13 protein-coding genes are annotated in these 14519 nt (G+C 46.2%); 8 read left to right on the forward strand and 5 right to left on the reverse strand.

Going from position 1 to position 14519, the window contains the following annotated elements:
- The first annotated feature begins 139 nt into the window (after positions 1-139).
- On the forward strand, positions 140-403 hold the full coding sequence (locus D1Z90_RS08115; protein ID WP_119910257.1) for a YeaC family protein: 264 nt from the start codon (positions 140-142) through the stop codon (positions 401-403).
- On the opposite strand, the gene ansA is transcribed toward D1Z90_RS08115, so the two are convergent.
- A complete protein-coding gene (gene ansA, locus D1Z90_RS08120) occupies positions 400-1413 on the reverse strand; it encodes an asparaginase (protein ID WP_119910258.1) in 1014 nt (337 codons plus the stop codon). The two genes, D1Z90_RS08115 and ansA, sit on opposite strands and share 4 nt — an antisense overlap.
- 110 nt (positions 1414-1523) lie before the next feature.
- Positions 1524-3374, reverse strand: coding sequence for a signal peptide peptidase SppA (gene sppA / locus D1Z90_RS08125; protein WP_198419077.1), 1851 nt, complete (start codon positions 3372-3374; stop codon positions 1524-1526).
- A 245-nt stretch (positions 3375-3619) separates the two neighbouring features.
- On the opposite strand from sppA, the gene D1Z90_RS08130 reads away from it, so the two are divergent.
- Positions 3620-4168, forward strand: coding sequence for an NAD(P)H nitroreductase (locus D1Z90_RS08130; protein WP_119910260.1), 549 nt, complete (start codon positions 3620-3622; stop codon positions 4166-4168).
- Positions 4169-4264: 96 nt separating this feature from the next.
- On the opposite strand, the gene asnS is transcribed toward D1Z90_RS08130, so the two are convergent.
- Positions 4265-5665 (reverse strand): asparagine--tRNA ligase, encoded by a 1401-nt coding sequence (gene asnS, locus D1Z90_RS08135; RefSeq protein ID WP_119910261.1) that lies wholly within the window; start codon positions 5663-5665, stop codon positions 4265-4267.
- Positions 5666-5887: 222 nt separating this feature from the next.
- Here asnS and D1Z90_RS08140 point away from each other — a divergent pair, with 222 nt between their 5' ends.
- On the forward strand, positions 5888-6241 hold the full coding sequence (locus tag D1Z90_RS08140; RefSeq protein WP_119910262.1) for a hypothetical protein: 354 nt from the start codon (positions 5888-5890) through the stop codon (positions 6239-6241).
- 31 nt (positions 6242-6272) lie between these two features.
- Here the strand turns inward: D1Z90_RS08140 and bioA are convergent, their stop codons facing one another.
- On the reverse strand, positions 6273-7556 hold the full coding sequence (bioA, locus tag D1Z90_RS08145) for an adenosylmethionine--8-amino-7-oxononanoate transaminase (protein ID WP_119910263.1): 1284 nt from the start codon (positions 7554-7556) through the stop codon (positions 6273-6275).
- A gap of 101 nt (positions 7557-7657) precedes the next feature.
- Between bioA and bioB the strand changes: the two genes are divergently transcribed.
- From bioB to bioD, 4 genes are read left to right on the forward strand one after another with little or no spacing between them, the layout of a single operon-like run.
- Positions 7658-8701, forward strand: a complete 1044-nt coding sequence (gene bioB, locus D1Z90_RS08150; protein WP_119910264.1) for a biotin synthase BioB — start codon at positions 7658-7660, stop codon at positions 8699-8701.
- On the forward strand, positions 8701-9900 hold the full coding sequence (gene bioF / locus D1Z90_RS08155) for an 8-amino-7-oxononanoate synthase (RefSeq protein ID WP_119910265.1): 1200 nt from the start codon (positions 8701-8703) through the stop codon (positions 9898-9900). Before bioB ends, bioF begins: the two co-directional genes overlap by 1 nt.
- On the forward strand, positions 9890-10663 hold the full coding sequence (gene bioC, locus D1Z90_RS08160; protein WP_119910266.1) for a malonyl-ACP O-methyltransferase BioC: 774 nt from the start codon (positions 9890-9892) through the stop codon (positions 10661-10663). Before bioF ends, bioC begins: the two co-directional genes overlap by 11 nt.
- Positions 10660-11349, forward strand: coding sequence for a dethiobiotin synthase (gene bioD, locus D1Z90_RS08165; protein WP_119910267.1), 690 nt, complete (start codon positions 10660-10662; stop codon positions 11347-11349). The genes bioC and bioD overlap by 4 nt, the downstream gene beginning before the upstream one ends.
- A 76-nt stretch (positions 11350-11425) precedes the next feature.
- Here the strand turns inward: bioD and D1Z90_RS08170 are convergent, their stop codons facing one another.
- Entirely contained in the window at positions 11426-13072 is a 1647-nt protein-coding gene (locus D1Z90_RS08170) for a SulP family inorganic anion transporter (RefSeq protein ID WP_119910268.1), read from the reverse strand.
- Between the two features lie 429 nt (positions 13073-13501).
- Between D1Z90_RS08170 and htpX the strand changes: the two genes are divergently transcribed.
- Positions 13502-14365, forward strand: a complete 864-nt coding sequence (gene htpX / locus D1Z90_RS08175) for a protease HtpX (RefSeq protein WP_119910269.1) — start codon at positions 13502-13504, stop codon at positions 14363-14365.
- Positions 14366-14519: the final 154 nt, after the last annotated feature.

Consider the following 14519-nt stretch of genomic DNA (forward strand, 5'->3'; position numbering starts at 1 on the left):
ATCATAACCTTATCAATATATTGTTAGTGTAGTCTTGTTTTAAAACTGCTGTTATCGTCCCAGAACGTAAGTTCTTTCGAGTGCTTGCTTGAGTCTCAGCCATTAGCATGATATTAACCTGCCAGGAAAAGGAGTACCTATGGACAGTTTATTGAATAACATGACCGAAGATATCTACCAACGTTTAGTTGAAGTGGTAGAAAGCGGTAAATGGTTTGATGGTCAAGCATTGAGCCAAGAGCAAAAAGAAATGTGCTTACAGGCCGTTCTGGCATGGCAAGCCAAGCATAATACGGACCCGGAACACTTTACCGTGGCTCAAGGCGGCGAGTTGCACATGAAAAGCAAAGCCGAGCTTAAACAGCAATACAAAGAGCAAATCGAGATTAAACAGCAAGATTAGCTCGCGCTTAGTTCGCCCCTTAAATCTTGACTCATTTTTTGACGAATCATTTGAGGGCTATTATTTCGGCTTAATAAGGCGTGAAGTTTAGTTAACGCAGCTTCAGTGGTCATGTCATGACCACTGACGACGCCAACTTGCGCCAGCGCATTGCCGGTGGCGTATCCTCCCATATTAACTTTACCTTTGAGGCACTGGGTCAGGTTCACAATCACAATGTCATTATCGTAGGCTTGCTGCAATGTACTGAGCAAAGCGGGATTTTGCGGCGCGTTGCCAACACCATAACTCAGTAAAATAAGGGCTTTCACTGGTTGTTGTAAAATATTAGCAATCACCTCGGTGGCAATACCTGGGTACAAGGTGACTACCCCAACAGGTTGCGGTGTAATGGTGTTGACTTGCAGCTGCGTACCTTTTGGCTGTTGTAAGTCAGCACTCACGACTTCGATATTTATCCCTACGTTCAACAATGGCGCATGGTTGGGTGAGCCAAATGCTTCAAAGCCGTCTGCATGTACCTTGGTGGTTCGATTACCGCGAAAAAGTTTGTTATTAAAAAATAAACTGACTTCGGCAATGGGATAATTGGCTGCTAAGTACAAGGCATTGAGCAGGTTACTTTGCCCGTCTGAACGAAGCTCAGCTAGGGGAATTTGCGAGCCTGTGACGATGACTGGTTTGGTTAAATTCTCAAACATAAATGACAACGCGGATGCGGTAAACGCCATGGTATCGGTACCGTGCAGTATCACAAAGCCGTCATAATCGTCATAGTTGGCCGCAATGTCATCGGCGATTTGTTGCCAATGAGAAGGGTCCATATCAGAGGAGTCAATTAAAGGTTGGTATTCATGAACCGTAAAATCGGGCATTTCCGGGCGGTAAAATTCGGGCATTTTTGCCAAGCTGTTCGCCATAAAACCGGCCACAGGGATATAGCCTTGGGGCGACTTTTGCATGCCTATGGTACCGCCAGTGTACGCGACGTAAATAGACTTTTTAGCCATTTATGTTTTCTTATTAAAACGTTTATGCTGATTATAGGGTGAATAAAAGAAAAAAAAAGCCCGCGTAGGCGGGCTTGAGGTTTTTTTGCTAAGCCAACTTAGCCCGAGGGTTATAGCTTGACGCTATCACACGCTGGACACAAAGCGTATAAGCCCTTCGGGTCGTTGTAACGAAGCATTGGCGCTGCTTGTTTATCTACTTCCGTGAGGATGGCTTGCACGCTTGGCGATTGTAATATCTCTGGTTGCAGTTGCTGTTTCACCTGACCAAAAAACTCTGACAAAATCGCGTCTCTGTTGCTCTGGTAGGGCTGCACAATTTTAATCTCAAAGTCGTCCAGTTCGGCCAAGCTTGCCGCTCGCGTCAACGATAGCTTAAGGCCTCCAAGGTGATCAACTAGGCCCAAACGTTTGGCGTCCTCACCTGTCCAAACTCGGCCCTCGGCTAGTTGTGCCACTTCTTCAGGAGGCAACTTTCTACCTTCGACAACTACTTGCAAAAATTTGTTGTAACCATTGTCGATACTCAGCTGAATAATTTCCTTCATGTAGCTAGGTAAAGGCCTGGTGACTCCTACGCCGCTAAAAGGTGTCGTGCCTACGCCATCGCCAGAAATACCCATTTTTTTCAGGGCTTTCTCAAAAGTCGCAAACATGCCAAAAATACCAATCGAGCCGGTTAAGGTGACGGGTGACGCGACAATCTCATTGGCCGCCGATGCGATCCAATAGCCGCCAGATGCTGCGGTGCTACTCATGGATACAATCACGGGTTTATTTGCCGCTTTTAGCGCTAGAATTTGTTGCCTTATTTGCTCAGACGCAAATGCGCTGCCGCCTGGGGTATCAATGCGTAATACCACGGCTTTAACTTGTTCGTCTAAGCGTGCGTCGTTCAGTTGCTCAGACAAGCTGTCGCCGCCAATGGTGCCAGCAGACTGTAAACCAGCCATAATTTCACCGGAGGCGAAAATGGTCGCGATTTGATCTTTGTAGCCTGTGCTTTCTTCAAAAGCATCAGGAATGGCGGCCAGGTAGTCTTGAAAGCCTACACTTAAGTAATTGTCTGCGCTGTCGTTCTCACCCAGTTGAGCCATCAAGAAATGGCGCATTTCTTGTTTACTTTTTAACTCATCCACCAGTTCTTGCTCTTTAGCATAGAGGCCTTGTGAGCCTCCCGCGGCTTTTAGGCGTTCGAGGTATTGTTCTACGCTTGGGGATATCGCATTACCCGCCAAGTTTCTTTCCATGGCGATGGTTTCGATGTATTTGCCCCACAGCTGGTTTAACCAAGCTAAGTTCGCTTGTTTGCTTTCACTCGACATGTTGTCACGAATGTAGGGCTCAACGAAGGATTTATAAGTGCCAACTTTAAACACGTGTGAGCTAATGGCCAGTTTGTCGATGGCTGATTTAAAATATAAGCGATAAACCCCTAAACCTTCTATTAACACAGCGCCTTCAGGGTTCAGCATGATTTTATCGGCGTGGCTGGCAAGCAAGTATTGGCTTTGCGTATAAAAGTCGCCATAGGCGTACACAGGTTTACCGGATTCTTTAAACTCTTTGATCGCTGAACCAATTTCCAACAGTTTGTTCATGCCGGTGCTGTGCAATCCTTCTAAATCTAAGATCAAAGCGCTGATACGATTGTCTGCTTGAGCAAAGCGAATGGCGTGAGTGATGTCAGTGAGTGCGATTTCACGGAACTGCTCGGTGTCTTGGCCTAGCAATTCGTTGGTAAATTCGGAAACAGGGTCGACAGGTTGTGTTTGCTCAACAACTTGCCCTTTTAAGTTGAGTGTCAGGGCTGCGCCTTGGGGAATGTTAGGCGTAGGGTCCGCGCTCATGGCGATGGCTAATACAGCCACAATCAGTAAAAATGCCAGATTGAGCACTAATAAGCGGATAAAGTTGATGGACTTAAATAGCGTGCGAAAAACCCATTTGATAACACTCAAAACAAACATCCTGTTTACATTTATTGTGGCTCAACTCTACTAAAGTTATGACCGAGAAAAAACCGTTTCTCTCTCGTAATGCCATTTATTATTGTTATGAAATAGACATTTGCTTGATTTTCTTGCTTAACTTTAAGCAACTATCATTCTCATTAGTGCCTTGAACGGGTAACATGAAGGCCACGCCAACATGACTTTACCACGGCAAAAGCGTGCCGGGTAAGCAGCAAGAAAAGGAATCGCTGATGCAAGCCATAGAATTATTATTAAATCGTCGTTCATGGGGGCGCTTGACTGAGCCAGGGCCTGATAAGTGCGACCTAGAAACCATTATTCAAGCAGGCCTTCGTAGCCCTGATCATGGTGCATTACACCCTTGGCGTTTCATTATTGCTGAAGGCGATGGCTTATTACGATTAGGCGATATTTACCAGCAAGCGGCAGTCGCGAATGGCGCGGACGAAGCTGCGATTCAAAAAGCGCAAAATATGCCTCAACGAGCGCCCTTAGTCATTACTGTGGTTGCTTGTGTCACGCCGGATCATAAAATCCCTGAAGTAGAGCAGGTATTGTCAGCAGGGTGTGCAGCGCATGCTATGCAAATGGCGGCTCAAGCGTTGGGTTACGGTGGTATCTGGCGAACTGGCGCGATGAGCTACGATGACAAAGTAAAAGCCGATTTAGGTTTAAAGGGGAAAGAACAAATTGTGGGCTATTTGTATCTTGGCAGTTTAGTCAATGAACCGTCTGCTACTAAAAAGCTCGACCCAGATGACTTTGTTAGCTATCTCTAGCGTCAGCTAAGAGGCGCGTTTTCTGTCTCAATTTATACTATTAAAAAAGGCCGCAGTAAGCGGCCTTTTTGCTACGCGATTTTTACTGCATCACTATTAATATTCAGCAGACTTAGGTGCACGTGGGAACGGAATAACGTCGCGAATGTTGTTTACGCCAGTGACATAAGACACTAAACGTTCGAAACCTAAACCAAAACCTGCGTGTGGCACAGTGCCGTAGCGACGAAGATCACGATAGAAGCTGTATTCTTCTTTATCCAGATTCATTTCGTCCATGCGCGCATCCAGTACGCTCAAGTCTTCTTCACGTTGGCTACCGCCAATGATTTCACCAATGCCAGGAGCTAATACGTCCATGGCGGCAACGGTTTTACCGTCCTCGTTCAGCTTCATGTAGAAAGCTTTAATGTCTTTCGGGTAGTTTTGCATGATCACCGGGCCACCTACATGCTCTTCTGCAAGGTAACGCTCGTGTTCAGACTGTAAATCAACGCCCCATTCAACCGGGTATTCAAATTTCTTACCACAGGTTTTAAGGATTTCGATGGCGTCAGTGTAGTCCATTCTGACAAAGTCAGAATTAATCATGTTTTCAAGGCGAGAGATGGCTTCTTTGTCAACGCGCTGGGCAAAAAATTGCATGTCGTCTGCACGTTCATTGAGCACGGCCTTGAAAACATATTTCAATAAATCTTCAGATAACTGTGCGGCGTCAGCTAAGTCGGCAAACGCAATTTCTGGCTCAACCATCCAAAACTCTGCAAGGTGGCGACTTGTGTTTGAGTTTTCGGCGCGGAAAGTAGGACCAAAAGTGTAAATTTTGCTTAAGGCACAAGCGTAAGTTTCACCGTTAAGTTGGCCAGATACGGTCAAAAAAGTTTCTTTACCAAAGAAATCTTCTTTGTAATCTATGTTGCCTTGATCGTCTTGCGGTAAATTCATCATGTCCAGCGTTGATACGCGGAACATTTCACCTGCCCCTTCGGTATCACTGCCGGTAATAATCGGCGTGCTTACCCAGTAGTAACCCTGTTCGTGGAAAAAACGGTGGATTGCTTGAGACAAACAGTTACGGACACGGGCTACTGCACCTATGATATTTGTTCTTGGGCGTAGGTGCGCGTGCTCACGTAAGTACTCAATACTGTGGCGCTTCGCTGACATTGGGTAAGTGTCGGGATCTTCCACCCAGCCAACAACCTTAACGTGGGTTGCTTGGATCTCAAACTGTTGACCTTTGCCTGGGCTTTCGACTACTTCACCAGTCACTTCCACTGAACAACCCGCTGTAAGGCGAACGATTTCAGCTTCGTAATTGTCTAAGTCTGCTGGAGCAACGGCTTGAATCGGGTCAAAACATGAACCATCGTAGACTGCAAGAAAAGAAATACCGGCTTTTGAGTCACGGCGTGTTCTGATCCAACCTTTTACAGTCACCTGGCTTCCTACCGGGTACTGACCTTTAAATACTTCAACTATGGACGCTTGCGTCATCTTAGTATGCTCTCCAGCTGCACGAGTTAATCAAGTATGCGACCCGTTAGGATTGGCGTACGGTTAACCCAAATTTTCAATGTTCAAAACCCGTAATCTTACCTTTGCCTATTCAGGAAACAAGTAAAAAATGGAAATTTCCGCCTTTATCTGTCGCTATGGCACAAATCACAGCGATATTGCTGAGTTTGAGGTATCTTCAAACGAGTAGAAGGAGAATATATGGCGCAACAAGAGCGAAGACGGCGAGGGAACAAGGTCCAAGTATTATTGGCTTGCTTGGCTTTTGCCAGCTGGAGTTTGTTATTGGTGGCGTTATTGCTGTTTCATTATGCCAGACCTGAACTAGAAACGGGTCTCGTCCGGTACTTTGAGCTCGATGTGCGAACCCATTGGCAACCCCATCTAAAGAACTACCTGCTTTATGTGCTTTGGGGCTGTTCTGGCCTGTCGCTCTTGAGCTTTGTCATTAACCTGCGTTACTCGCGGCGCAAACAAGACAAAGTCTGGTTTAACTTTATTATGCTATTGGTGATTTGCGCCGTAAGCTTGTTATTTTTCTACTTAAAGGTATAAGCCTTTTACATCACATCGCTTTCCAAGCCGTTTATTCTTGATGAGGAAGTTCACTCAAGGTTTGCTTTATCGCATTGATTAACTGTTGCAAATGCGCACTGGTCATCACAAAGGGCGGCATCATATATATCAACTTACCAAACGGGCGCAGCCAGACACCGTGTTCAATAAAAGCCTGTTGCAGCGTTGCCACGTCATACGCGTGAGTGGTTTCAACCACACCGATTGCGCCTAATATTCTTACATCAGCCACATTTGGTAATTGTTGCAATGGCTTGAGCGAGTGTTGCAAAGTTTGCTCAATCGCGGCCACTCTTTGTTGCCACGGGCTTTGTCGCAACAAACGTATACTGGCGGTTGCCACTGCGCAAGCCAGTGGGTTGGCCATAAAGGTGGGGCCATGCATAAAGACGCCAGCCTTACCTTGGCATACGGTATCTGCTACGTGCTTGGTAGTTAAGGTGGCCGCCAAACTCATGTAGCCCCCTGTGATGGCTTTACCTAAACAAAGAATGTCGGGCACTACATCGGCGTGTTCACACGCGAGCATTTTGCCGGTGCGACCAAAGCCGGTGGCAATTTCGTCGGCGATGAATAAGATGCCGTATTGCGCGCACAACTGCTTGGCACTTGCTAAATACTCTGGGTGATAAATGCGCATGCCCCCAGCCCCTTGCACAATAGGCTCTATGATCATGGCGGCGATGTCGTAATGGTGTTTTGCCAACGTGGCTTTGAGTTCGTCCAGCTCACTGGGGTCAAAAGCCTGATCAAATCGACTTTGCGGCGCAGCAACAAACAGATGCTGGGGTAAAAAGTCTTGATACAATTCATGCATCGAGTTTTCAGGGTCGGTAACGCCCATCGCGCCAAAGGTGTCGCCATGATAACCATTTCGTACGGTTAGAAATTTAGCCCTCGGTTCGCCTTTGCTGTGCCAATACTGCAGCGCCATCTTCAACGCCACTTCCACCGCAACGCTACCAGAGTCAGACAAAAACACTTTATCGAGGGCTTCGGGGGTGATAGCAATCAGTTCTTGGCATAAATCAATGGCGGGTTGATGGGTCAAGCCGCCAAACATCACATGGGACATTTTTTGCAGCTGTTGCTGCGCAGCCTGGTTGAGCTCTGGCACGTTGTAACCATGAATACAAGCCCACCAAGAAGCCATGCCATCAATGAGTTCACGGCCATCGTCCAAAGTCAGGGTTACGCCACTGGCGTGGCTAACACCGTAACAAGGTAATGGGTTAACACTGGAAGTATAAGGGTGCCAGATATGTTGTTGGTCAAACTGGTAATTTATGCTCATAAAATAACCAAAGGTAAACTGATTGCCGTAATTAAAGTTGACAGCTTAACGTGGATACATACACTAGCCAAATAATTTTAATAGCAAAACAGGCAAGCAAAATGGCGGCAGAATTAAGACACGATTGGACGGTCGAACAGGTTAATGGGTTATTTCAACGTCCTTTTATGGACTTGGTCTTTATGGCCCAGTCAATTCACCGTCAACACTTCGATCCTAACCAAGTGCAAGTCAGCACTTTGTTATCGATAAAAACCGGCGCTTGCCCAGAAGACTGTAAATACTGCCCACAAAGCGCACGTTATGATACGGGCCTTGAAAAAGAGCGTTTGCTTGAAGTCGAAAAGGTATTGACGGAAGCCAAAAAGGCTAAGGCTGCGGGCTCAACCCGTTTTTGTATGGGGGCGGCGTGGAAAAACCCCAAAGATCGCGATTTGCCATACATTGAAGAAATGGTGAAGGGCGTAAAAGCATTAGGTTTAGAGTCATGCATGACGTTGGGCATGTTAAACGAAGATCAAGCAGGCCGATTGGCCGACGCCGGGTTAGACTATTACAATCATAACTTGGACACTTCGCCCGAGTATTACGATCAAATCATTACCACTCGTACCTATCAAGACAGGTTAGACACGCTAGATCATGTGCGCAATTCAGGTATGAAAGTATGCAGCGGCGGCATTGTTGGCTTGGGCGAGTCGGCCAACGATCGTTCTGGTTTACTGGTGCAATTGGCGAACATGCCGAAACACCCGGAAAGTGTGCCAATTAATAAATTGGTAAAAGTACAAGGTACGCCACTTGAAAATGTGGATGACTTAGACGAGTTTGAATTTATACGTACCATTGCGGTTGCTCGTATTATGATGCCTCAGTCTCACGTGCGTCTATCCGCAGGCCGTGAAAAAATGAATGAGCAAACTCAAGCCTTGTGCTTTATGGCCGGCGCCAACTCGATTTTCTATGGTTGTAAATTATTGACGACGCCAAACCCAGAAGAAAATGCCGATATGAAACTATTCAATAAGTTAGGCATTAACCGCGAACAATATCACGTTGACCCAACAGAGCTAGAGGCCGATTTGCCATTGGGCCCTGTAACCCAAGACACCGACTTATTCTATGACGCGACACGAGCTCGTTAATGGCCTTTGATTTTATCTCGGCGCAGTTAGCCGAGCGTAAAAGTCAGCACCTGTACCGTCAAACAACGGCGGTACAATGCCAAGGGCGCCTGATTCAATATCAACAAGCTTCCTTGTTAAATTTTTCCGGCAATGATTACCTTTCTCTCGCACAAGCCCCTGAGCTGGTGACTGCTTGGCAGCAAGGGCTCGCTCAGTATGGCTGTGGCAGCGGAGCCAGCGCCTTAGTGACTGGTTATTCTGATGCTCATTATGCGTTAGAACAAACCATTAAAGAGTGGCTGAATGTGCCAGCGGTTGCCTTGTTTAATTCAGGCTACAGCGCAAACCAAGCTGTGCTTAAATTGCTTCTTGGCAAACAAGACCTGCTTATTCAAGATAAATTAAACCATGCTTCTTTGATTGAGGCCGGCCAATATGTGGCCGCGAACATGGTGCGTTTTCGCCATAATGATATGTCTCACCTTGAACAACGTTTGTCTCAAGGCGGCGAGAATAAACTGGTGATTAGCGAAGGCGTTTTTAGTATGGACGGCGATCAAGCGCCGCTGGCGGAAATCGTTCGTTTAACTCGGCAATATCAAGCTTGGCTGATGGTGGATGATGCCCACGGCATTGGCGTACTTGGTCCCCATGGCCAAGGTAGCTTGGCGCAGCAAGGCATTCATCCGCAAGATTGTCACATTCATATGGCGACATTTGGCAAAGCCCTTGGTGTTGCCGGCGCTATGGTCGCGGGCACAGTTGATTTAGTTGATTACATTACCAATTTCTCTAAGCCTTATATTTACACCACGGCGATGCCTCCAGCACAAGCCGTGGCCATTAAAGCGAGCATTGAGCTATTGCAACAACAGCCGTGGCGACAGCAAAAATTGCTACAAAATATTGCTACCTTCAAACAGGCTGCACAGCAAGAGGGTATTGAAATAGCACCTTCTGAAACGGCGATTCAACCGGTTATTATTGGCGGGAATAATGCCACCTTAGCTTTGGCTCAACGACTACGTGAGCAAGGCTTTTATTGCACCGCAATCCGTCCGCCAACGGTACCGCCCGGCAGTGCCAGACTAAGGGTCACCTTATGCAGTGCTCATACGACAGCGGATATTCATGCTTTAGTGACGGCTTTGGCACAAGGACTCGCAGGTAATGCTGACGCAGGGATGACAAATAGAGAGTTTAGCAATGAGCAGTAAACTCGCCATTGCACACGCGTTTTCGAAGGCGGCGCATAGCTACGACAGCATGTCTGGTTTACAGCGCGAAACCGGTCAGCACTTATTGTCAAAAGTAGCGAAACATGCAAATAAGCAGCATGAAGTGGGTTTGGACCTAGGCTGTGGCACAGGCTTTTTTGCCACCGACCTAAGCCAGCATTGCCAGCAGCTGATTGGCTTAGACTTAGCATTAGGCATGTTGCAATATGCTAAAACGCAGCGGCCGACAGTGCGCCACTGGTTACAAGGTGATGCTGAGCATTTGCCGTTAGCCAATAACAGCCTAGACTGGGTGTTTTCCAGTTTAGCGTTGCAATGGTGCGATGATTTATCCGTCGCTTTAGCCGAGGTACATAGAGTATTAAAGCCGGGTGGAAAGCTCTTTTTTAGTACCTTGGCCGGCAAGTCTTTGTGGCAGTTGCAACATGCGTGGCGCCAAGTCGATGATTTACAGCATGTGAATGAATTTAAGACGGAAGCAGAGCTTGCACGCATTTGCCAGAACAGCCCCTTTATGTCGGTAACCAGCCAAGTGCGTGAACAAGTGGTGCAGTACAGGCATCCGTTTCAACTGTTGAAAGAGTTAAAAGGCATAGGTGCCAATCACGTACTTGGGAATAAACCTTCGGGGCTTGCTGGTAAAGGTAAATTCAATGCCTTGCACTTGGCCTATCAAGAATTTAACCAAGACGGTCATTACCCGGCCAGTTATTTTGTGTTTTATGGAGAGTTGCAAAAATGAGTCAGCATTTGTTTATTGCCGGCACCGACACCGATGTAGGCAAAACAGTCGTCACGCAAATACTGATGCAAGGCCTCATACAACAAGGTCACACTGTGATTGGCCATAAACCAATTGCGGCGGGTGCAGCAATGACAGCCCGAGGTTTGGAAAATGACGATGCTTTGCTTATTCAACAGGCCGCGTCAATGTCACTGCCATATGAGCAGGTTAACCCGATTGTATTTGCTGAGCCTATCGCTCCGCATATTGCCGCGGCAAAATACCAACAGCCTATCAGTTTGGCGGCGTTAGACGCCGGATTGTCAATGCTTGCGCAATACAACAGTGACTTCACTTTTGTTGAAGGTGCGGGTGGTTGGCGTCTGCCTTTAGGCGACGATGGCTTTTTATCTGATTGGGTTATTGCTCAAAAAATGCCCGTCATCTTAGTGGTAGGCATGAAACTGGGCTGCTTGAATCATGCCATGTTAACTGCTCAGGCTATCCTTGATGACGGATTACCTTTGGTTGGTTGGGTGGCGAATACGCCAAGCGACAGCCAACAGGATTTTTATCAAGAAAACTTAGCGTACTTAAAGCAGCATATAGCGGCGCCAATGCTGGCTGAAATCGGCTACGCAAGTGATCCCTTAGCTCAAGGCGTACGCAGTTTAGATCTGTTGCCTATAACCGACTTTAGTTAAACCAAGGTCACATAGCGTGTTTACAAGTAGTTAAAAGGAAGCAAAAGCTTCCTTTTAAAACTCGTTGTGAGCAGGTTTAACTTGCAACCGCTTTTTCTAGCGCTTCTTCTCGTGACTCAACAATATTTTGCTCGCCAACAAGGTCTATGAGTCCCATGCGCTGAAATGTTTGTTGGGTTGCTGTAGAAGGGCAAGCAATAAATACTTGCTTATCATTATCTACTGCGTCTTTTACCGCATTTTCAATTGCCAGAGAAACCGTGGCGTCGATTAAAGGTACATCTGTTAAATCAAAAACAACTTTTTCAAATGCATGTATATTTTCGTGCTCACGAGCAATGGCTCTTGAAACGCCAAACATCATGGGGCCGCTAAAATACATCAGCATCACCTTACCATTACCTTTGGCAAGGGTGCTAATCTCTTCTTGAGTAAGAGGGATACTGTCGTCAGTGTCACTGATCCGGTAGATGTTCTTCGCTTGCAGGCGACTCAGTTTTTCGATAGTAAGAATATTAGCAATAAACACCCCGATACCTACCGCTACAATCAAATCGACAAATACCGTTAACAACATGACACCATACATGATCATGGTTGCGGTCTTTGATACACGATGGGCTCGCTTTAAGAAGCTCCAATCAAGAATATTTAAACCGACTTTTATGGCAATGGCCGCGAGAACTGCAAGCGGGATGTAAGCGGTTAGGCCTGCTGCAAAAACCACTAAAATCAATAATACCATGGCTCGAGTAATGCCAGATAAAGCGGTTCTAGCTCCGGCTTGAATATTTACCACCGTCCCCATCGTTGCGCCAGCGCCAGGTAAGCCTCCACATAAGCCAGATACCATGTTGCCAATGCCTTGCCCGATAAGCTCTTTTCTGGAGTCGTGTTCCTTACGGGTTAAGCTGTCTGCAATCACAGCAGTTAACAAGGCATCGATACAACCTAGCGTGCCTAATACTATGCCGTCTAATACCATTTGAGTGATTTGATCAGCAGTGAAGGTGGGCAAAATCAACGAAGGAACGCCAAGGGATACTTCGCCTATCGCTCGAATACTATCGCCACTGAACAAGGTAAGAGCGATGACTGAACCAACAATTAACGCAATCAGTTGTGGTGGTACTCTTACTGCCAATTTTTTAGGAAACCAAAATAAAATGGCAAGGGTTATCAATCCTAACGCTAGCTCAGGCCAGCGGATTTCCGAAAGCAAAGAGGGGATAGCCGTCAGGTTTCCAACTACACCGCCCCCAGGGTTGTCATGGCCTAGTAAAGATGGCAACTGTAAAATAATCAATATTAAGCCAATACCAGACATGAAGCCGGATATAACGCTATAAGGCATTAAGGTGATGTATTTGCCTAGGTTGAGAATCCCAAGCAAAATTTGAAAGGCGCCGGCAATCATTACCACGGTAAAGGCCATTGCTAAGCCATTTTCAGGGTTTTGCGCAACAAGATTGGTCAGTACTGCAGCCATTACTACAGTCATTGGGCCCGTCGGCTCAGAGATGAGGGTTGAAGTACCGCCAAAAAGTGCCGCGAATAAGCCAATTAGAATAGCTCCGTATAAGCCTGCTTCGGCACCTGCTCCAGAAGCAACGCCAAAAGCTAAAGCAAGTGGTAAGGAAACAATCGCTGCCGTGACACCGCCAAATAAATCACCTCTTAGATTAGAGAGGTTAATTTCATTAAACCAACTAGCTATTACCATGAAGAAAGTCTTATCCAATTTATGGGTTAGTTACTGCACCAGCGCTATAGAAGAAACTTGCGTCCTAAATTCTCGCTGAGTTTTTCAAACGAGTGCTAGCATAAGGAAATTACATAATTTTACCAGTCTAACGAGCAAGTCTGGCAGTTTTTTATCACTTTAAAGATAGAAGAGTAACGGCCGACGGATCGACGTTTCTGCTTATGTTAATGCACTTTGTGCGGTTGTTTTAATTATGTTGTTGTGGCATTCACCTGCCTATGACATTTTGTGCGGGTTTGTGGTTTTTTTAGGGCTCAAAACAGTTATTTTTACTACGCTGATAAACACGCAGTTAATCAGTTGTAAAACATTGTAAAGAAAGCTTGAACTTTGCGGCTTTAGACATATTATGTCTCGGTGTTTTTAACCTATTGTTTGAGGCTTTTAATGAAACGTATTGGTCTATTTCTGTTGACTAACTTGGCGGTGATGCTGGTATTGGGTATCGTCCTAAATATCGTTTTTGCGATGACGGGGATCGATTCTCGTAGCATGGGCGGCATCTTGATGTTTGCCGCAGTATTTGGTTTTGGCGGCGCATTTATTTCCCTGGCCATGTCAAAGTTTATTGCCAAGCGCTCGGTTGGCGCTGTGGTCATTGAGTCTGCCAGCAATGCTCAGGAGCAATGGCTGCTAGACACAGTTGCACGTCAAGCTCAACAGGTAGGCATTGAGATGCCGGAAGTGGCGGTTTACGATAGCCCCGACATGAATGCATTTGCCACCGGTATGAAGAAAAATGATGCCTTGGTTGCTGTCAGTACCGGCTTAATGGATCAAATGACCCAAGACGAAGTGGAAGCGGTATTAGCGCACGAGGTCAGCCACATTGCCAATGGTGACATGGTCACCCTGACATTGATTCAAGGTGTGGTGAATACCTTTGTTTACTTCTTAGTTTCCTTGGTATCTAGCTTTATCCAATCTGCCATGAGTGATGAAGACGGTGAAGGTGGCCCAGGTTTCCTTGCCGTATTAGCTATCAATACCGTATTGCACATGGTATTTGGTGTGGCAGCCTCTGTCGTAGTGGCTTGGTTTAGCCGTAAGCGTGAATTTGCCGCTGACTCAGGTGCAAGCCAACTCGTCAATAAAGAAAAAATGATTGCGGCACTTGAGCGTTTACGTGGCGGTGAGCAAAAAGAGATGCAAGGTCAGTTTGCCGCCTTTGGTATAAACGGCGGTTTCTCATCATTATTTTCGAGCCACCCACCACTGGAAGACAGAATTGAAGCGCTAAAAAACCAGTAGCATTTTTTCATTACAGCCAGTTTAATAAACTGGCTGTTCATGTTTTTAAAGCAGTGATCCTCTTCTCATATTTCACCAATAACTCAAGATTCTGATTTATAGAAACATAACTTATTGTTTTTTTTAGATTCTGTGTAATTAATATTCACTAGGC

Origin of the sequence: Motilimonas pumila, assembly GCF_003596335.1 — a bacterium.
GTDB classification, from domain to species: Bacteria; Pseudomonadota; Gammaproteobacteria; order Enterobacterales; family CBDFNC01; genus Motilimonas; species Motilimonas pumila.